Below are 18,656 nucleotides of genomic sequence, written 5' to 3'. Positions count from 1 at the left end.
GACGCCGCCCGGCTACCGCCCGCTCGCGCTGAACGGCACGCGCCGGCTGGCGTAGTACCCGGAGACCTCGGCGATCTCCTCCGCCGTCATCTGCCGCGCCACGTTGCGCATCACGCCATGCGCGTCGTTGCGCCGGTCGCCGCGGGCGAAGGCCTGCAGCTGCAGCTCCAGGTAGGCGCGCGGCATGCCCTCCAGCCAGGCACTGCCCGGCTTCTGGTCGATGCCGCCGTGGCAGGAGGCGCAGGGCGCGATGCCGCGCAGGGGCGAACCGACGGCGATCAGCGCCGGCGCCGGCGCTTCCTGCGAGTTGGGCGAGGGCCGCGGCAGTTGCGCGTAGAAGGCCGACAGGTCGCGGATGTCCTGCTCGCTGAAGGTGGTGGCCAGCGCCTGCATCAGCGGGTGCCTGCGGTGGCCGCCGCGGTAGTCCATCATCTGCTTGAAGGTCACTTCGGCGTACTGGCCGGCCAGGTTGGGGATATCGGAGGCGCTCACGCCGCGTGCGCCATGGCACATGGTGCACTGCAGGGCCAGCGTGCCGCCGCGCCCGACGTCGCCGCCGGCCACCCGCTCGAAGTCGGGCACCACGGCGATCCGGCTGGCCTGCGGGTCCACCAGCGGCTGGGCCTGGTACCAGCGGGTGGGCACGCCGGCGGCGCGACAGATCGCCTGCCACCAGCCGGCCTCGCGGAAGTCGGGCTTGACCGAGGGCAGGACGACGAAGCCCAGCAGCAGCGAGAGCAGCAGCAGCGCGCCCAGGCCGGCCAGGGTCCAGCGCACCCCCGGCGTCAGCAGGCCGTGGCCGCTGCTCATCGCGGTCCTCCCACCCGCAGCACCGGCACGGAACCCTCCGCCTGCGCCGCCAGCTGGGCGAGCGGCCAGCCGTAGTTCACCACCGTCAGGGCAATCATCAAGCCGACCCACAGGCCGAAGCTGTTCAGCGCGGCCGGCACCGGCACCGTGTGCGCCGCCCGCGCGAAGGTGTATGGAGCGGCCGGCGCGGCCTGCGAGCGCCGGTGCGCCTGGGCCAGGATCCAGACGAACAACAGGCCGGAGATCACCAGCAGCAGCCCGCCGAAGGCCGAGACGATCACCGTCGGGGCCTGCGGCGCGATCTCCGGATGGCTGTAGTCGAAGTAGGCCATGCGCCGGGGCATGCCCAGCAGGCCGGACACGTGCCACGGCAGGGTGGCGATCATCATCCCCAGGAACCACAGCCACAGCTGCCAGCGCATCGGGCCGGCCGGCAGCGGCCCCGAGCCGGTGAGCTGCGGCCACAGGTCGTAGGCGACCACGAAGTACATGATGACGATGGTGCCGGCGAAGATCAGGTGGAAGTGGCCGGTGACCCACTGGGTGTTGTGCACCGTCTCGTTGAGCTGGTAGCTCATGTTCACGATGCCGCCGGCGCCGCCCAGCCCCAGCATGACGAAGGCGAAGGCGACCGCCAGCATGTACGGGTTGTCCCAGGGCAGGGCGCGCACCCAGCCGAACAGGCCGCGGCCGCCGCGCAGCCGCGCCGCGATCTCGACGGAGGCGGTGATCGTGAATACGGTCAGGAAGGTCGGCACCGTCACCATCGCCGTGAACACCGCATGCACGAACTTGAAGGCCGAGCCCAGCTGCGGGTCGGCGAACAGGTGGTGGATGCCGATCGGCATGGAGAACACCAGGAACAGCACGAACGACACGCGCCCGGCGGTGTCGCTGTACAGGCGCCCGCCGATGGCGCGCGGCACGATGGTGTAGAAGGCCACGTAGGAGGGGAACAGCCAGAAGTAGACGATGGCGTGCAGCGTCCAGGAGAAGAACACGCGCGCCAGTCCGGCGTCGACGGTGTCCTTCAGGCCCAGCGCCGCCGGCAGGATCAGCAGCAGGATCTCCAGCGCGGCGCCGAGCGAGGTCCAGGCCCACAGGTAGGCCCCCACCGTCATGCCGAACATGGCCAGCGGCAGCGGGGCGCCCGGGTTGTCCTTCTTCCAGCGGTGCGCGTGCCAGGCCATCAGCACCACCCAGATCCAGGACCCCACCACCACCAGCACCACGCCGAGGTAGAACCACACGCTGCCCAGCAGGGGCGGATAGAAGGTGTAGAGCACCGAGGCGCGGCCGGCGGCGATGGTCAGGCCGGCCATCAGGGTGCCGCCCAGCACCAGCCAGAAGCCGGCCCAGGCCCAGCCCAGGCCCTGCAGCGGCCGCTTGAGCGCCAGCTCGACCACCGCGTAGCCGAAGCCCATGGCGACCAGCGTCGGCATGACATACGCCATGACCACGCCGTGCCCGGTGACCGCGCGGTAGTACAGCTCCGGGTTGCGGATCCAGGGCAGCAGCGGGCTGCGCACCACCATCTGCCATTCGCCCAGCAGCAGCGCCACCGTGAAGCCGGCGAAGGCCACCCAGAAATGCGCCAGCACCAGCCGCCTAACCTGCCACACAGCTCATCGCCTTTCCGGCCTGCGCCCGTTGCATGAACTCGCGCGGCTCCAGCACCCGCACGCGCGCCCACATGCCCTCGTGGCCGGTGCCGCAGTACTCGTGGCAGGGCATCAGCATGTCGCCGGGCTCGGGGAAGGTCACGGTGAAGGTCGCGACGTAGCCCGGGATCAGCATCACGTTGGCGTTGGTGCGGCCCACGATGAACCCGTGCACGACGTCGCTGGCGGTGCCGCGGAAGGTCACCGGCACGCCGGCCGGCACCACCAGGCAGGCCGGGGTGAACGAGTACTGCTGGGCCACCAGCCGCACCGTGACCTGGCCATCCGGCCCGACGACGGTGCCGAGGTTGGGCTCGACGAACTCGCCGCGCATGTGCAGCGTGCGTGCGTCGATGGTCTCCACGCGCGAGGGTGGCATCGCACCCCAGTGCAGCCCGGTGGCCACCATGACGACGATCAGCAGCGCGATGATGGCGCCCACCACCCAGGCCCAGCGGCGCTCGGCGTGCTCGGCCACCGCATGGCCGTCGCGGCCCGGCAGCGTGCCGGTGCTCATTGCACCTGCCCCCGCGGCAGGTAGGCCAGCAGGTAGAACAGCAGGTAGATGGCCATCACGACGAAGGTCGAGACGCCGGCCAGCGCCCAGGCGCCGACCGGGCCCTCGCGCATGATTTCCTCGACGCGGGCATCGTCCCGATCGTCCGGGTCGTTCGGGCTGGTGGGGGCGGGCGGTCCGGGTTCCATGCTCACTCCAGTCGCACGGCGCGCAGTTCGTTGGCCTGGCCGGTGCTGACCGGCGTGCCGCCGTTGCCCCAGGCCACGCGGATGTAGGTGGTGACGGCGGCCACCTCCTCGTCGTTCAGGAGGTGGGCGAACGGCGGCATGCCGTACGGGCGCGGGTTGCCGCGGGTGGCCGGGGCGTAGCCGCCGTTGAGGACCATCCGCACCGCGTTGACCGGCGACTCCATCTCGATCGACTGGTTGTTGGCCAGCGGCGGAAACGCCGGCGGGAAGCCCTTGCCCTGGTTGCCGTGGCACATGGCGCACTGCACCTCGTACACGCGGCGCCCCAGCTCCATCACGCCCGGCGCCACCAGCTGGGCGCTGGACTCGGGCCGGCTCTCGCCCTTGGGCGCCAGGCCCTTGAGGTAGACCGCCATGGCGCGCAGGTCGGCCTCGGCCAGGTACTGCAGGCTGTGGAAGGTCACTTCGGCCATCGGTCCGTACACCGCGCCGCGCGCCGACGCGCCCTTGCCCAGGATGTCGACGATCTCCTGGATCGACCACTCGCCGAGCCCGGCCTCGCGGTTGGAGGTGAGCGAGGGCGCATACCAGTACTGATTCGGGATCAGCCCGCCGGCGAACGCCTTCGACTCGCTGCTGCCGCCCAGCATGTTGATGGCCGAGTGGCACATGGCGCAGTGGGCCAGGCCGTCCACCAGGTAGGCGCCGCGGTTCCATTCGGCGCTCTGGGCCGGGTCCGGCTGGTACTCGCCCTGGCGGAAGAACAGGCTGCGCCAGCCGACCAGCAGCTCGCGGTTGTTGTAGGGAAAGCGCAGTTCGTGCGGCCGGCTGGGCTGCCGGATCGGCGCCAGCGACATGAAGTAGGCGTAGATCGCATCCGAGTCCTCGCGCGTGACCTTGGTGTACGCCTGGAACGGCATGGCCGGGTAGAGCGGCTTGCCGTCCTTGCCGATGCCGGTGTGCATCATCCGGTAGAACTCGTCGGCGGTCCAACGGCCGATGCCGGTCTCGTCGTCGGGCGTGATGTTGGGCGTGTAGAGCGCGCCGAAGGGCGTGGGCATGGCCAGGCCGCCGGCGTTCTCGCGGCCGCCGCGCGCGGTGTGGCAGGCGATGCAGTCGCCCGCGCGCGCCAGGTACTCGCCGCGCGCGATGATCCCGCTGCCGCCGCCCGCGGCCGGCGTGGCCGGCGCCAGCTGCTGCCAGGGGCGCTCGGTCCACAGCACCCAGCCCAGCCCGATCGCCAGCAGCAGCGGCAGCCCGATGCCCAGCAGCAGGGTGCGCTTGCGCCCGGCGCCGGGGCGGGGGGCAGTCGCGTCGCGCCGGGAGTCGTTCATGGCGCGGCGTTCATGGCTGGCTGCCGCAGGCCATGGGCATGCGGCCGATGTTGCGGCGCTCGGGGTCGTGGCTGGACGGCGCCGGGCGCGAGCCGAGCCAGGCGGACACCGCCACGATGTCCGGATCGTCCAGCCGGCTCGCGATGCGGTGCATGCAATCCGGAGCGGCGGCGACGCGCTCGCCGCTGCGCCAGCGGGTGAGCTGGGCGTTGATGTAGTTCGGCCGCAGTCCCACCAGGCCGGGGATCCCGGGTTCCATGCCGGTGAGGCTGGCGCCATGGCAGGCCGCGCAGGCCGGCAGCTGGCGAGTGGGGTCGCCCACCTGGACCAGCGTGCGGCCGCGCTCGAGCAGCTCGCGCGGGACGGCCGTCGCCGCCGGCGCGCCGAAGGCCGGCCGCTGCGCGGCGAAGTACTCCGCCATCTCGCGCAGGTAGTCGTCGGTCATGTAGGCCAGCAGGTAGTTCATCGGCGCATAGCGGCGGGCCCCGGTGTGGAAGGCGCGCAGCTGGTTGAACAGGTAGCCGGCCGGCTTGCCGGCGATGCGCGGGAAGTACTCGTCGCCGGTGCCTTGCCCCTGCCAGCCGTGGCAGGTGGCGCAGCCCTGCACCCGCGCCGCCATCGAATCGACCTTGTCCACCCGCGGGATGGCGCTCTCGTCGACCCTGCGCGGCGGCTCCTGCGGCCAGCCCGGCGTGGCCACGCCCAGCACGGCGGCCAGCAGCAGCCCGCGCAGACGAGAGGGCCCGATGGTCATGGCGCCCGATCATGGGCACGGGCCCCGGCCGGGCCTGTGGGAATCGGCGCACCCGCCTGTCGGACGGCGGCCAAAGGGCAGCCCGGCGGTGCCGGCAAGGCGCCGGACCTTGATGCGGCGCAAGCGCGCACTTGATGCGGGACAAAGTGCGGGCCGGGGGCGGCGTGTCCAATGCGCCGATGCATTCGATCCCTGCAGCCCGCTTCGGCGACGCCCTGATCCTGTGGCGCTCGGCGGAAGCCTGTGCCTGCGCGGCCGAATCGCACCTGCAGCTGGCGCTGGACCTCTACTGCGAGGGCCGGGGCGCCGCGCCGGCGCGGGAGGCGATCGACGCCGCGCGCGACCTGCGCCGCCACGCCTGCGAGGCGCTGGCCGGCGTGCTCGACACCGTGTCGGGCGAGCGGGTCACGCTGCCGCTGATCTGACGCCGGGCGCCCTCAACCGGCGCGATCGCCCTGCAGCGTGCGGGCGCCGGCGCCGCCCTGGTCGCCCGCATCGCCGTCTTGCAACAGCAGCGTCGCCAGCACGGCGCAATCGGTCCGGGCCCGCAGCGAGTGCCGCTCGCGCGCCGGCAGCACCACCAGCTGGCCGGGCGACAGGTGCCGGGTGCCGCCCGGCGTGACCACTTCCACCTCGCCTTCCAGGCAGTGCAGCGTGCACTCCTCGTCGACGTGGTGCATGGGCTGGTCGTGGCGGGCGCGCAGCACGAGGTGCAGCAGCTGCAGGCGACTTGTCTTGATCAGGCTGGTGCTGACGGCGCCCCCGAGGGCACGGCCGAGCGGCGCGACGCTGATGACGTCCATCGGTTGGGCATGCGGCAGTGCCATGGCTTGTTCCTTCGTTTCGGCCGTGCGGGGCGGCTGCCGCACAGGCTAGCGCCGGCGGCCGCACGGCCGTGTAGGCGCGGGCTGATGGAAGCCCCATCGGCACCGTTGGCATGGCCGAGCCGCCCGGCTGCAAGCGACAATGCCCCTCAGATGAAACCGTTCCCCACCGAAGAGCAGCCCGTGGCCGTGCCGCTGGCCTCGGAGCAGGCGCTGCGCGAGCGCATCCGGCGCCAGGCCCGGCTGAAGGGCCGGCAGCCCGACGCGCAGGCGCTGCGCGAAGTCCGCGAGAGCCTCGGGCCGCGCCCGGCCGAGGGCCACCGGCGCGACCTGCTGATCGAGCACCTGCACCAGCTGAACGACCGCTTCGGCGCCCTGCGCGAGCCCCACCTGGTGGCGCTGGCGCGCGAGATGAACCTGCCGATGGCCGAGGTGTACGAGGTCGCCAGCTTCTATCACCACTTCGACATCGTGCCGGCCGATGCCGGGCTGCCGGCGATCACGGTGCGCGTGTGCGACAGCCTGTCGTGCGAGATGGCCGGCGCGCGCGAGCTGCTGGACCGCTTGCCGGCCTTGCTGGGCCCGGCCGTGCGCGTGCAGGCGGTGCCCTGCATCGGCCGCTGCGAACAGGCGCCGGCGGTGGCGGTGCAGCAGGCGGCCGTGCCGCAGGCGAGCGCCGACAAGGTGGTGCAGGCGGTCCGGCAACATGGCCAGCCCGCCGCCGCGCCGGCGCCGGCCACCGTGGCCTTCGAGCCCGCAGCGCTGGCCGAACGCAGCGTTTCGCCGCCGCCCGATGCCTTGCAGGCGGTGCCGGCGGTCACCGGCTACGACCTGTACCGGCAGGCTGGCGGCTACGCCTTGGCTGCGGCGCTGGCCCGCGGCGAGATCGAGGCCGAGGCCGTGCTGCGCGCGCTGGAGGACGCGGGCCTGCGCGGCCTGGGCGGCGCCGGCTTTCCGGCCGGGCGCAAGTGGCGCATCGTGCGCGAGCAGGCGGCGCCGCGCCTGCTGGCCGTCAACATCGACGAAGGCGAGCCGGGCACCTTCAAGGACCGTACCTTCCTCGAGCGCGACCCGCACCGCCTGCTGGAAGGCGTGCTGGTGGCGACCCAGGTGGTGGGCATCGAGGCGGTGTACATCTACCTGCGCGACGAGTACCACGACGCGCGCCGCCTGCTGCAGGCCGAGCTGGACCGGCTGCAGGCCGACCCGCCGTGCCCGCTGCCGCGCATCGAACTGCGCCGCGGCGCCGGCGCCTACATCTGCGGCGAGGAGTCGGCGATGCTGGAGAGCATCGAGGGCAAGCGCGGCGAGCCGCGCATGCGCCCGCCCTACATCGCCCAGGTCGGCCTGTTCGGCCGGCCGACGCTGGAGCACAACTTCGAGACGCTGTACTGGGTGCGCGACATCGTGCAGCGCGGCCCGCGGTGGTTCGGCGGCTTCGGCCGGCATGGGCGCCAGGGCCTGCGCTCGTTCAGCGTGAGCGGGCGGGTGAAGGAGCCCGGCGTCAAGCTGGCGCCGGCCGGCATCACGCTGCGCGAGCTGGTCGACGAGTACTGCGGTGGCATGCAGGACGGGCACGAGCTCTACGCCTACCTGCCGGGCGGCGCCTCGGGGGGCATCCTGCCGGCCTCGCTGGCGGATGTCCCGCTCGACTTCGACACCCTGCAGCCGCACGGCTGCTTCATCGGCTCGGCCGCCGTGATCGTGCTCGGCCAGCACGACCGGGCGCGCGATGCCGCACTGAACGTGATGCGCTTCTTCGAACACGAGAGCTGCGGCCAGTGCACGCCGTGCCGGGTCGGCACCGCCAAGGCGGCGGCGCTGATGGCGGCGCCGGCCTGGGACCACGCCACGCTGGGCGACCTGGCGCAGGTGATGGGCGACGCGTCCATCTGCGGCCTGGGCCAGGCCGCCCCGAACCCGATTCACTGCGTCCAACGGTATTTCCCGCATGAAGTCTCCTGACGTCCTGACCCACCCCCGAAGCGGCCTCCGGCCGCTTCCCCTCAAGGGGCGCCACCAGCGGCCCGGCAAAGCCGGTTCCGCGGTGGCCCCTCGACGACGCCTCGGTGAGTCGCTCATGAGTGACATGGACGAGTCGACACCGGTGATCTCCTTCAGCCTCGACGGCGAGCGCGTGCAGGCGCTGCGGGGCGAGACCATCCTGCAGGCCGCGCGCCGCGTGGGCGTGGACATCCCGCACCTGTGCTACACGGACGGCATGCGGGCCGACGGCAACTGCCGCGCCTGCGTGGTCGAGATCGCCGGCGAGCGCGTGCTCGCGCCCAGCTGCTGCCGTGCCGTGACGGCGGACATGGATGTCAAGGCGAAGAGCGAGCGCGCGCTCAAGAGCCAGCAGATGGTGGTCGAGATGCTGCTGGCCGACCTGCCGCAGCAGGGCTACAAGTGGAACGACGAGGCGGGCCGCCCGCCCGCGGCCGCCGGACTCGTCGGCCAGCACGGCGAACTGTCGCTGTGGGCGGATCGCCTGGGCGTCACGCCGCGCCCCGAACTGGTCGCGCTGCGCCGCCAGCAGCCGGCGCCCGACCTGTCGCACCCGGCGATGGCCGTCAACCTCGATGCCTGCATCCAGTGCACGCGCTGCGTGCGCGCCTGCCGCGAGGTGCAGGTCAACGACGTGATCGGCTACGCGCAGCGCGGCGCCGGCAGCCAGATCGTGTTCGACCTCGGCGACCCGATGGGCGCCAGCACCTGCGTGGCCTGCGGCGAGTGCGTGCAGGCCTGCCCGACCGGCGCGCTGATGCCCAAGACCCTGGTCGGCTCGCAGGCGGTGGACCGCAAGGTCGATTCGGTCTGTCCGTTCTGCGGCGTCGGCTGCCTCATCACCTACCAGGTCCGCGACGAGAAGATTGTCGGCGTCGAAGGCCGCGATGGACCGGCCAACCAGGGCCGGCTGTGCGTCAAGGGCCGCTTCGGCTTCGACTATGCGCACCACCCCCAGCGCCTGACGCGACCGCTGATCCGCAAGCCCGGCGTGCCCAAGGATCCCGCCGACGCACCCAACCCGGCCGACTGGCGCGATGCCTTCCGCGAAGCGAGCTGGGAGGAAGCGCTGGACGTCGCCGCCGGCGGCCTCCAGCGCCTGCGCGACACGCACGGCCGCAAGGCACTGGCCGGCTTCGGTTCGGCCAAGGGCAGCAACGAGGAGGCCTACCTGTTCCAGAAGCTGGTGCGCACCGGCTTCGGCAGCAACAACGTCGACCACTGCACCCGCCTGTGCCATGCCTCCAGCGTGGCGGCCCTGCTGGAGGGCGTGGGCTCGGGCGCGGTCAGCAACCCGGTGCGCGACGTCGAGAAGGCCGACCTGATCCTGGTGATCGGCTCCAACCCCACGTCCAACCACCCGGTGGCCGCCACCTGGATGAAGAACGCCGCCAAGCGGGGCACGAAGCTGGTGCTGGCCGACCCGCGCGTCACCGACATCGGCCGCCACGCCTGGCGCGTCATGCAGTTCAAGCCGGGCAGCGACGTGGCCCTGCTCAACGCGCTGATCCACGTGGTGATCGAAGAGGGCCTGGCCGACCAGGCCTTCGTGCGCGAGCGCGCCGCCAACTTCGAGGCCCTGCGCGAGAACGTGAAGGGCTACAGCCCCGAGGCGATGGCGCCGGTCTGCGGCGTGCCGGCGCAGACCCTGCGCGAAGTGGCGCGCGCGTTCGCCGGCGCCAAGGCCGCGATGATCCTGTGGGGCATGGGCGTGAGCCAGCACGTGCACGGCACCGACAACGCGCGCTGCCTGATCGCGCTGTCCACCGTCACCGGCCAGATCGGCAAGCCCGGCAGCGGCTTGCATCCGCTGCGCGGCCAGAACAACGTGCAGGGCGCCAGCGACGCCGGCCTGATCCCGATGATGTTCCCCAACTACCAGCGCGTGGACGACCCGCAGGCGCACCGCTGGTTCGAGGACTTCTGGGGCCTGCCGCTGGACGACGCACCGGGCTACACGGTGGTGGAGATCATGCACAAGGCGCTGGCGCCCGACAGCGACCCGCACAAGATTCGCGGCATGTACATCATGGGCGAGAACCCGGCCATGAGCGATCCGGACCTGAACCACGCCCGCCACGCGCTGGCGTCGCTCGAGCACCTGGTGGTGCAGGACATCTTCATGACCGAGACGGCCTGGCTGGCCGACGTGGTGCTGCCGGCGTCGGCCTGGCCGGAGAAGACCGGCTCGGTGAGCAACACCGACCGCATGGTGCAGCTGGGCCGCCGCGCGCTCACGCCGCCCGGCGATGCCAGGCCGGACCTGTGGATCATCCAGCAGCTGGCCCGCCGCATCGGGCTCGACTGGCCCTATGAAGGCGAGGACGACGGCGTCGCCGCGGTGTACGAGGAGATGCGGCAGGCCATGCACGCCTCGATCGCCGGCATCTCGTGGGAGCGGCTGCAGCGCGAATCGAGCGTGACCTATCCCTGCCTGTCGGAGGACGACCCCGGCCAGCCGGTGGTGTTCACCGAGCGCTTCCCGACACCCGACGGGCGGGTGAAGCTGGTGCCGGCCGACATCGTCCCGGCCGCCGAGCGCCCCGACGCGCAGTACCCGTTCGTGCTGATCACCGGCCGCCAGCTCGAGCACTGGCACACCGGCAGCATGACGCGCCGCGCGGCGGTGCTGGATGCGATCGAGCCGATGGCCACGGCGTCCATGAACGGCGCCGACCTGCAGGCTTTGGGCCTGCAGCCGGGCGACGTGGCGACAGTGCGGTCGAGGCGCGGCGAGGTGGCGATCCACGTGCGGCGCGACGACGGCACGCCCACCGGCGCGGTCTTCATCCCGTTCGCGTACTACGAGGCGGCGGCCAACCTGATGACCAACGCGGCGCTGGACCCGTTCGGCAAGATCCCCGAGTTCAAGTACTGCGCCGTGCAGGTCCAGCCCGGCGGCGTGCCGCGCCCGGCGGCGGGCTACGGCAGCGGTGCGGTGGCGACGGCACGGGCCTGAGCGAAGGCGGGTCCCGCGCCCGCAATTCGCCAATCCGGTGTGGCGTCGGGGTGGCGGAAATGGGAAATCCGCCCATCTCATTTGCAACCATCGGTTAGGGGCGCCTAGTGCAGTAGAAGCCTTTTGAGCGGGCTGCTTACGAATCGGCACAGCACTTGCGGCAATCCTGAAGAGCATCCGCGGTTCCATGACCACGAGGAATCCGATGCGCTTCGAGAACCAACCTGCCCCTGGCTGGAAGACCTGGCTGGCGTTGTCGGCCGGTGCCGTGCTGGCCGCCTGCGGCGGCGGCGGCGATGGCGGCGCCACGAGCGCCGCGCCGCAAGGCTCGCTGCGCCTGGCACTGACCGACGCGCCGAGCTGCGGCTACGACAACGTCTTCGTCACCGTCGAGCGGGTGCGGGTGCACCGCAGCGACTCGGCGGACGAGGCCGCTGGCGGCTGGGAAGAGATCGTGCTGGACCAGCCCCGGCGCATCGACCTGCTCGAGCTGACCAACGGCAAGCTGGAGGAACTGGGCCAGATCGATCTGCCCGCCGGCACCTACAACCAGGTGCGGCTGGTGCTGGCGGCCAACGATGGGCGCAACCCGACGGCCAACGCCGTCAAGCCCAGCGGCGGCGCGGAAGTGCCCTTGCGCACGCCCAGTGCGCAGCAGAGCGGCCTGAAGCTCAAGTCCTCCTTCGAGGTGGCCGAGGGCGGCCTGGCCGACCTGGTGCTGGACTTCGACGCCTGCAAGTCGGTGGTCAAGGCCGGCGGCTCCGGCAACTACAACCTCAAGCCGGTGCTGACGCTGGCCCAGCGCACCCAGGCCGGCATCCAGGGCTACGTCTCGACGACCCTGACGCTCAACGGCACCCGGGTCTCGGCGCAGCAGGACGGCACCATCGTGCGCTCCACCGTGCCGGATGCCAACGGTCGGTTCGTGCTGCCCTTCCTGCCTTCCGGCAGCTACGACGTGGTGATCGTCTCCGAGGGCCGCAGCACCGCGGTGGTGTCTTCGGTGCCGGTGGGCACGTCCACCCTCAGCCTGAACGACAGCAGCGCCGCGATCGCGCCGCCGGCGTCGACCGTGCGCGAGCTCCGCGGCACCGCCTCGGTGGGCGGCAGCGGCACGCCGACCCTGGTGCTGGATGCCAGCGTGCGTGCGCTGCAGGCGCTCTCCGGTGGCCCGGTGGTGGAACTGGCGGCGACCCCGGTGGATGCCGTCGAGGCCAGCTACACGTTCAGCCTGCCGGCGGCTGCGCCGGTGCGTGCGCCGTTCGCGGCGAGCGGCCTGAGCTTCAAGGCCGACGACCCGGTGGCCGGCAAGTACCGCCTGCAGGCCAACGCGCCGGGCCGCACCGGCCTGACGCAGGACGCCGACATTTCGTCGAGCGACCTGGTGGTCGACTTCAGCTTCGCACCCTGAGCGAAGCGGGCGGGGCGCCCCGGCGCGCCGCCCGTGCCGCAACCCGAAGCGGGCCCCTGGTGGGGCCCGTTTCTTTTGGGCCGGCGCTCAGCGGCGCGCGAACAGGGGCTGGTCGAAGTGCGCGACGCGGGTGTCGCGCCCGGCCAGGCCGACCTCGCGGAACTGGTAGATCACGGCCGCGGTGGGCGCCGCGATCCAGCCGCTGCCCAGGGGCAGGCGCAGGATCTGGCGGCCCGGTTCATCGGACGGCTCCAGCAGCGGCGCGTCGGGCCGCATGAACTCCGCCAGCCGCACCCGGTGCACGCTGGCGACTTCGGCGGGGTTGGGCACGAGCCCGCGCGCGGCGCCGGCCCACACCACCACCGGGGTGATCACGAAGCCGGAGCGGGTGGCGTAGTCGTCCAGCCGGCCGAGCACGTCGGCGGCGTCCAGCCGCAGGCCCAGCTCCTCGTGCAACTCGCGCAGCGCGGCCTCTTGCGGGCTTTCGCCCTCGTCGATGCGGCCGCCGGGCAGGGCCCACTGGCCGGAGTGGCTGGACAGCGCCTCGGCCCGGCGCGTGAGCAGCAGCGCGGCTGCAGGGCTCCACCCCGCCGGCCGGGCCAGGCCGGGGATGTCCGCGCCTTCGCCTTCTTCCGCCAGCGCGACCACCACCGCGGCCGTGCGGTGCGTGCCGGCATCGAGCGTGCGCACCGGGAAGTCGCGCAAGCGCCTCTCCACCTCCGACCGCAGCGAGCCATGCAACAGCATGGGGCCATTCTGGCATCCGGCCGGCGCCCGGCCATGCGCTTGCGGGACAGCGGCGCGGCGCGTTGCGCTGGATGCCTTCGCCGAGGAAGGCCAGGGAAGGGTTTACATCCAGCCGCCGCAGGCGGCTGACCCTACGGTTGCCACCAGTTGCCGGAGGCCACCATCATCGGGATCAGCTGCAGCTCCGAGTCGTAGTACAGCGTGCTGAAGTTGTTGGCGTTGAAGGACCACAGCGCGTTCAGGTACGACTGGTGGGCCGGGTCGCACAGGGCGCTGCACAGCTGCGGGCCGATCATGCCCTTGGGCGTCCAGTTCGGGTAAGGGCGCATCAGCGGCGACGGCAGCGTGCCGTTGAGCGCGTAGCCGGTGGCCGTGCGCGCGGGGTCGCCGCCGGTGTCGGTCTTGAAGAACGCCATCATCTTGTTCATCACCGCGCGCCAGCGCGCGTCGCCGGAGAACACGTAGTCCGTGCCCCAGCGCCAGGGGTTGCGCTGGGCGTTGGCGTAGTAGTGCATCTCCGTCATCACGAAGTCGCCCATGCCGCCGGGCGAAGGCACCGGCGTCGCCGTGTTCGTCTGCACGATGAAGTCGGGCATCAGGCCGGCGCTGGGCGAGTACACCGTCTGCATGCGGTTGATCAGCCAGTGGCAGCGGTCGATCACCGTGGTGGCCCACCAGTTGTCGCCGGTGGCGCGGGCGAACGCGCGGAAGTGGTTGATCATGTAGTCGGAGGTGCGGCTGACGTCGGGCGTGGCCATGCCCTTGGTGGTGCCGTCCGGCTTCATGTTCCACGACTTCATGGCGTTGATGGTGTCGATCGCCTCCTGCCGGTAGTTCCATCGGCCGGTGGCCGATCCCCACTGGCGGTCCGCCATCAGCAGCGCCATCGCGATGTCCAGGTCGCCGTCCATGGCGTTCCAGCCGCCGCCGGCGGCGTCGGTGGACGAGCCGTTGATCGTCAGGCGCCAGTCCATCAGGTAGCGGCCGCCGGAGCTGGTCGGGATGCTGTAGGCCGGGCGGGCGCGCACGGTGGTCAGCAGGCCGTCGAACAGGGCGCGCGCCTCCGGGTCGTGGCCCGCCATCACCACCGTGAGCAGCATGCCGTAGCCCATGCCCTCGGACACCGTCAGGTAGGTGCTGGAGTTGCCGAAGCGCACCGCCTTGCCGCCGGCCACCGTCGGGACGTCGGCGATCGCGACCGCCTTCCAGGCGTCGTAGCAGCGCCGGATGGTCGCGTCCATGCTGGCGTTGGACACGTTGTTGGGCAGGATGCCGGCGGCATAGGGCACCAGGCGCGAGCCGAACGGGTAGGCGATGCCGCCGGGGGCGGGCGCCGGGCTGGGCGCCGGGGCGGGCGAGGGCGCCGGTGTGGGCGCTGGTGCCGGGGCCGGGGCCGGCTGCTGGCCGGGCGGCGTCGGCTTGTTGGCTGGCCGCTTGGCCAGCAGCTCCTCGTCGGTCAGTTCGGTGCCGATCGGGGCGTCCGTGGCGACGGCATCGCCACCGCCACCCCCGCAGCCCGCCAGTGCCGTTGCGACGGCGGCCGATCCGCCCTGGATGAATATGCGCCTCTTCATGTCCAGCAACCACGTGTAAAAAAGGGACGAAGGAGGGGGCTCGTGCCGCTGCCGTCCTGCGCCCGTGTTGAGGGGAATGCCTGGAGGGCGGCGCGTGCTCCGATGGGCGTCGTGAACGCATGCCGATCGGGTTCGAAGCGCCTGCCCAACCTCAGCAGGAGGCCGCGAATGTAGTAGGAGGCGTCCGACAATCGTGTAGGCACTGGCCTACACAGGTAACCAAGTACGTGAGTTGCTTCGCAGGCTGCGAGCGTATTGACGCGCGATTACCTCAGCCATTCGGGGCAATGGCAGAGTTATCGACGGTGATTGGCGCAGCCGCTGGAATGGATGAGGCGAGCCGTCCACACCGGTGTTGCCGCGGGCACGCGCCGCAGTGAAGGATGCACGCCTGCGCGCGGCGGCGCTGCAGCCGCAGAAGTTACTATTGCACGCGAACCGCCGGCACCAGATCGGGGCGAGCAGCGCCGGTTGACGCTGATTGCGCAACCGGATGTTGCAGCGGCTGTGTCCTACAGGCGGGCAGCGGGCTGCTGCGTTGGATTCGGGGAGCCGACTTTCCGGCCCAAACCAAGGAGCAGAACCTCATGCACAAGTCCCTCATCGCCCTGGCCGCCGCCCTCATGCTGGGTTTGTCCGGTGGCGCATTCGCGCAGACTTCGTCCGGCACGGCGACTTCGCCTTCGTCCGGTGCATCGGCATCCACCGGCAGCACGGGCAGCGGCGCTGCGACGGCCTCGCCCGGTGCGTCCTCCAGCACCACGGCAGCCACCGACACCAAGGCCATGAAGAAGCAGGCCGATGCCGACTACAAGGCCGCCAAGGCCAAGTGCCAGCCCATGAAGGGCGACGAGCAGAAGGCCTGCCAGAAGGACGCCAAGGCCGCCCACGACAAGGCGCTGGCCGACGTCAAGCGCGCCCAGGCCGACGCCAAGGCGGCGAAGAAGACCAGCAAGTCGACGTCCTGAGAGCGGCCTCGCGGCCATCCAGGAAGGGCCGGGTGCGTTCCGGCTTGCGAGCAAGCATCCGACCTTCTACGAAAAAGCCGGGCACAGGCCCGGCTTTCCTGTCTGCGGCGCGCCGCGGCCTCAGCGCCGCAGTTCCGACTTGTTCTGGATGATGCGGCCCACCAGCCCGTAGTCGATCGCTTCCTCGGCGGACAGCCAGCGGTCGCGCTCGATGTCGACCAGCACGCCGTCCAGCGGCCGGCCGGTTTCGCGGGCGATGGTCTGGGCGATGCGCTCGCGCGCCTTGATGATCTCGCGCGCGTGGATCGCGATGTCGCTGGCCGGCCCGCCGGCGCCGCCGCTGGGCTGGTGGATCAGGAAGCGGGTGTTGGGCAGGCAGAAGCGCCGCTCGCGCGGCACCGCCAGGTACAGGTGGGTGGCGGCGCTGCCCACCCAGCCGGTGCCGATCATGTTCACCGGCGCGGCGATGAACCGGATGATGTCGTGGATCGCGTCGCCCGACTCGAGGTGGCCACCGGGCGAGCTGACCAGCATGTCGATCGGCTTGTCCGATTCGGCGTCCAGCGCGATCAGCCGGCGCGCGATGTCGGCGGCCGAGCGGTCGCTGACCTCGCCGAACAGCAGCACGGTGCGCGACTTGAAGGCCTTTTCCTCCAGGAAGGCATTGCGCGGCTCCGCGGTGGAGGGGGCCGCAGCGGCGGGTTCTTCGTGTTCCTGGGGTGTTTCCATGGCAGGGCTCCTGTGATTTCGTCATTCCCGCGCCGGCGGCCATCCGCCGCTTGCGCGTTCAACCAGGTCGCCATCATGCACCGGCCGCTGGCTCAGCCGCGGCGGCCCGACGGCGGCTTGGTTCATCGCCGGGGCCTGGCTGCGGCCGGGCCCGCGCACCGCCGACGACCCGGCCCGTTCCTACACGGCCGAGGCGCAACCCGCGGCAGCATCGATCCATGCGCGTGCTGGTGGTCGAGGACGACCGCATGATCGGCGAGGCCGTCCAGGGCGCCTTGCGCGCCGACCACTGGGCGGCCGACTGGGTGCGCGATGCCGACCAGGCCGATGCCGCGCTGGCGGCCGGCAGCTACGACGCCGTGGTGCTGGACCTGGGCCTGCCGCGGGGCAGCGGGCTGGATGTGCTCGCGCGGCTGCGCGCGCGCGGCAACCGGGTGCCGGTGCTGGTGGCGACGGCGCGCGATGCGGTCGCCGACCGGGTGGCCGGACTCGACGCCGGCGCCGACGACTACCTGGTCAAGCCCTTCGACACCAGCGAGCTGCTGGCGCGCCTGCGCGCACTGGTGCGGCGCAGCGCCGGCCGCGGCGAGGCGCTGATCCGGCATCGGGACGTGGTGCTCAACCCGGCCACGCGCGAGGCCACGCTGGCCGGCCGGCCGGTGGCGCTGTCGGCGCGCGAGTGGGCGGTGCTGGAGCCCATGCTGCTGCGCCCCGGCGTGGTGTTCTCGCGCGCGCAGCTGGAGGAAAAGCTGTACGGCTGGAAGGAGGACATCAGCAGCAACGCGGTGGAGGTCTACGTGCACGGCGTGCGCAAGAAGCTGGGCGCGGGGCTGATCCAGACGGTGCGGGGCCTGGGCTATGTCGTCCCGCGCGAGTGAGGCCGCCACGCCCGCGCACTCGCTGCGCCGGCGCCTGCTGGGGCTGGTGCTGGCGGCGGTGGCGCTGGCCAGCGCGCTGCAGGCCGCCAGCGCCTACCGCACCGCGCTGCGCACCGCCGATGCGCTGTTCGACACCCAGTTGCAGGCGCTGGCGCGCTCGGCCCAGGCCGGGCTGCCGCTGCGCCCCGGCGAAGAGCTGGACTACACCGTGCAGATCTGGGCCGGCGACGGCGTGCTGCTGTTCCGCGCCGGCCCGGCGCTGCCGCCGCCGGCGGTGATCGGCTTTTCCGAGCAGCGGGTGGACGGCACCCGCTACCGCCTGTACACGCTGCGCACCGGCGACCGCTCGGTGCAGATCGCGCAGGACCTGGACCGGCGGCAGGCCCGGGCCCGGGCGCTGGCGCTGGAAGCGGTGGTCCCGGTGGGGTTGCTCGGCCTGCTGCTGATGCTGGCCGTGTGGTTCGTCATCGACCGCTCGCTGGCGCCGGTGCAGCGGTTGCGCCGGCAGGTGGCGGCGCGCCCGGCCGAGGACCTGTCGCCGCTGGAGGCCGGCGGCCTGCCGCAGGAGGTGCAGCCGCTGGTGCACGACCTGAACGCGCTGTTCGCCCGCGTGCGCGAGGCCCTGGCGGCGCAGCAGCGCTTCGTCGCCGATGCGGCGCACGAACTGCGCTCGCCGCTGACGGCGCTGAAGCTGCAGGCGCAGTCGCTGCAGCGCGAGCCGGCCGGGCCGGCGCGCGACGCCGCGCTGGCGCGGCTGGAGCAGGGCATCGCCCGCGCGATCGGGCTGGTCACGCAGCTGCTGGCGCTGGCGCGCGAGGAGGGCGAGCCGGCCGGCGTGCCCGCGCCGGTGGACCTGGAGGCGCTGTGCCGCCAAGCCGTGGCCGACGTGCTGCCGCTGGCGCGCGACAGGCAGGTCGATGTCGGCCTGGCGGATGCGCCGGCCGGGCCGCTCAGCGTGCAAGGCGATGCCGACAGCCTGCGCACCCTGCTGCGCAACCTGCTGGACAACGCCGTGAAGTACACGCCGGCCGGCGGCCAGGTGGACATCGTGCTCGGGCCGGCGCCGGGTGGCGGAACGCTGCTGGCCGTGGAAGACAGCGGCCCGGGGGTGCCGCCGGCCGACCGCGAGCGGGTGTTCGACCGCTTCTGGCGCGGCCCCGACGAGGACGCCCCCGGCAGCGGCCTGGGCCTGCCCATCGTCGCCGCGATTGCGCGGCGGCACGGCGCGCAGGTGCAGCTGGGCGAATCGAAGCGGCTCGGCGGGCTGCGGGTGGAGGTGCGGTTTCCCTGAAGGACGA

General features: G+C 72.2%; 17 protein-coding genes. 7 read left to right on the top strand and 10 right to left on the bottom strand.

Features of this window, described 5'->3' with window-relative positions:
• Positions 1–12 precede the first annotated feature (12 nt).
• Genes PE066_RS02620 through PE066_RS02595 form a run of 6 tightly spaced genes read right to left on the bottom strand, consistent with a single transcriptional unit; the run spans position 13 to position 5,264 of the window.
• The gene (locus PE066_RS02620) at positions 13–810 is read right to left on the bottom strand and encodes a c-type cytochrome (RefSeq protein ID WP_271235012.1); all 798 of its coding nucleotides are present in this window, start codon (positions 808–810) and stop codon (positions 13–15) included.
• Positions 807–2,432 carry a cbb3-type cytochrome c oxidase subunit I gene (locus PE066_RS02615; protein WP_271235011.1) on the bottom strand — a complete coding sequence of 542 codons (1,626 nt, stop codon included), beginning with the start codon at positions 2,430–2,432 and terminating at the stop codon, positions 807–809. Before PE066_RS02615 ends, PE066_RS02620 begins: the two co-directional genes overlap by 4 nt.
• Positions 2,419–2,988 (bottom strand): cytochrome C oxidase subunit II, encoded by a 570-nt coding sequence (locus PE066_RS02610; protein ID WP_271235010.1) that lies wholly within the window; start codon positions 2,986–2,988, stop codon positions 2,419–2,421. The genes PE066_RS02615 and PE066_RS02610 overlap by 14 nt, the downstream gene beginning before the upstream one ends.
• Entirely contained in the window at positions 2,985–3,176 is a 192-nt protein-coding gene (locus PE066_RS02605) for a hypothetical protein (protein WP_271235009.1), read from the bottom strand. The genes PE066_RS02610 and PE066_RS02605 overlap by 4 nt, the downstream gene beginning before the upstream one ends.
• Before the next feature lie 2 nt (positions 3,177–3,178).
• The gene (locus tag PE066_RS02600; RefSeq protein ID WP_271235008.1) at positions 3,179–4,510 is read right to left on the bottom strand and encodes a c-type cytochrome; all 1,332 of its coding nucleotides are present in this window, start codon (positions 4,508–4,510) and stop codon (positions 3,179–3,181) included.
• A gap of 10 nt (positions 4,511–4,520) precedes the next feature.
• The gene (locus PE066_RS02595; protein ID WP_271235007.1) at positions 4,521–5,264 is read right to left on the bottom strand and encodes a c-type cytochrome; all 744 of its coding nucleotides are present in this window, start codon (positions 5,262–5,264) and stop codon (positions 4,521–4,523) included.
• A gap of 179 nt (positions 5,265–5,443) precedes the next feature.
• Here PE066_RS02595 and PE066_RS02590 point away from each other — a divergent pair, with 179 nt between their 5' ends.
• Positions 5,444–5,689, top strand: a complete 246-nt coding sequence (locus PE066_RS02590; protein WP_271235006.1) for a hypothetical protein — start codon at positions 5,444–5,446, stop codon at positions 5,687–5,689.
• A 12-nt stretch (positions 5,690–5,701) separates the two neighbouring features.
• Here PE066_RS02590 and PE066_RS02585 read toward each other — a convergent pair whose 3' ends face one another.
• The gene (locus PE066_RS02585; RefSeq protein WP_271235005.1) at positions 5,702–6,091 is read right to left on the bottom strand and encodes a cupin domain-containing protein; all 390 of its coding nucleotides are present in this window, start codon (positions 6,089–6,091) and stop codon (positions 5,702–5,704) included.
• A gap of 150 nt (positions 6,092–6,241) precedes the next feature.
• On the opposite strand from PE066_RS02585, the gene PE066_RS02580 reads away from it, so the two are divergent.
• The 3 genes from PE066_RS02580 (at position 6,242) to PE066_RS02570 (ending at position 12,462) form a co-directional block, all read left to right on the top strand.
• On the top strand, positions 6,242–8,053 hold the full coding sequence (locus PE066_RS02580) for an NADH-ubiquinone oxidoreductase-F iron-sulfur binding region domain-containing protein (RefSeq protein ID WP_271235004.1): 1,812 nt from the start codon (positions 6,242–6,244) through the stop codon (positions 8,051–8,053).
• Positions 8,054–8,177: 124 nt separating this feature from the next.
• Positions 8,178–11,051, top strand: coding sequence for a formate dehydrogenase subunit alpha (gene fdhF / locus PE066_RS02575; RefSeq protein WP_440480595.1), 2,874 nt, complete (start codon positions 8,178–8,180; stop codon positions 11,049–11,051).
• 187 nt (positions 11,052–11,238) lie between these two features.
• Positions 11,239–12,462, top strand: coding sequence for a DUF4382 domain-containing protein (locus PE066_RS02570; protein ID WP_271235002.1), 1,224 nt, complete (start codon positions 11,239–11,241; stop codon positions 12,460–12,462).
• Between the two features lie 87 nt (positions 12,463–12,549).
• Here PE066_RS02570 and PE066_RS02565 read toward each other — a convergent pair whose 3' ends face one another.
• Entirely contained in the window at positions 12,550–13,209 is a 660-nt protein-coding gene (locus PE066_RS02565) for an NUDIX hydrolase (RefSeq protein WP_271235001.1), read from the bottom strand.
• Between the two features lie 131 nt (positions 13,210–13,340).
• Positions 13,341–14,783 (bottom strand): glycosyl hydrolase family 8, encoded by a 1,443-nt coding sequence (locus PE066_RS02560; RefSeq protein WP_271235000.1) that lies wholly within the window; start codon positions 14,781–14,783, stop codon positions 13,341–13,343.
• Between the two features lie 587 nt (positions 14,784–15,370).
• On the opposite strand from PE066_RS02560, the gene PE066_RS02555 reads away from it, so the two are divergent.
• A complete protein-coding gene (locus tag PE066_RS02555; protein WP_271234999.1) occupies positions 15,371–15,751 on the top strand; it encodes a hypothetical protein in 381 nt (126 codons plus the stop codon).
• Positions 15,752–15,871: 120 nt separating this feature from the next.
• Here PE066_RS02555 and PE066_RS02550 read toward each other — a convergent pair whose 3' ends face one another.
• On the bottom strand, positions 15,872–16,480 hold the full coding sequence (locus tag PE066_RS02550) for an ATP-dependent Clp protease proteolytic subunit (protein WP_271234998.1): 609 nt from the start codon (positions 16,478–16,480) through the stop codon (positions 15,872–15,874).
• Between the two features lie 218 nt (positions 16,481–16,698).
• On the opposite strand from PE066_RS02550, the gene PE066_RS02545 reads away from it, so the two are divergent.
• Positions 16,699–17,358, top strand: a complete 660-nt coding sequence (locus PE066_RS02545; RefSeq protein ID WP_271234997.1) for a response regulator — start codon at positions 16,699–16,701, stop codon at positions 17,356–17,358.
• A complete protein-coding gene (locus tag PE066_RS02540) occupies positions 17,339–18,649 on the top strand; it encodes an ATP-binding protein (protein WP_271234996.1) in 1,311 nt (436 codons plus the stop codon). Before PE066_RS02545 ends, PE066_RS02540 begins: the two co-directional genes overlap by 20 nt.
• Positions 18,650–18,656 lie beyond the last annotated feature (7 nt).

Origin of the sequence: Ramlibacter tataouinensis (assembly GCF_027941915.1) — a bacterium.
In the GTDB taxonomy this organism is placed as follows: Bacteria; Pseudomonadota; Gammaproteobacteria; order Burkholderiales; family Burkholderiaceae_C; genus Ramlibacter; species Ramlibacter tataouinensis_C.
This window is presented reverse-complemented; position numbering and strand designations above follow the sequence as displayed.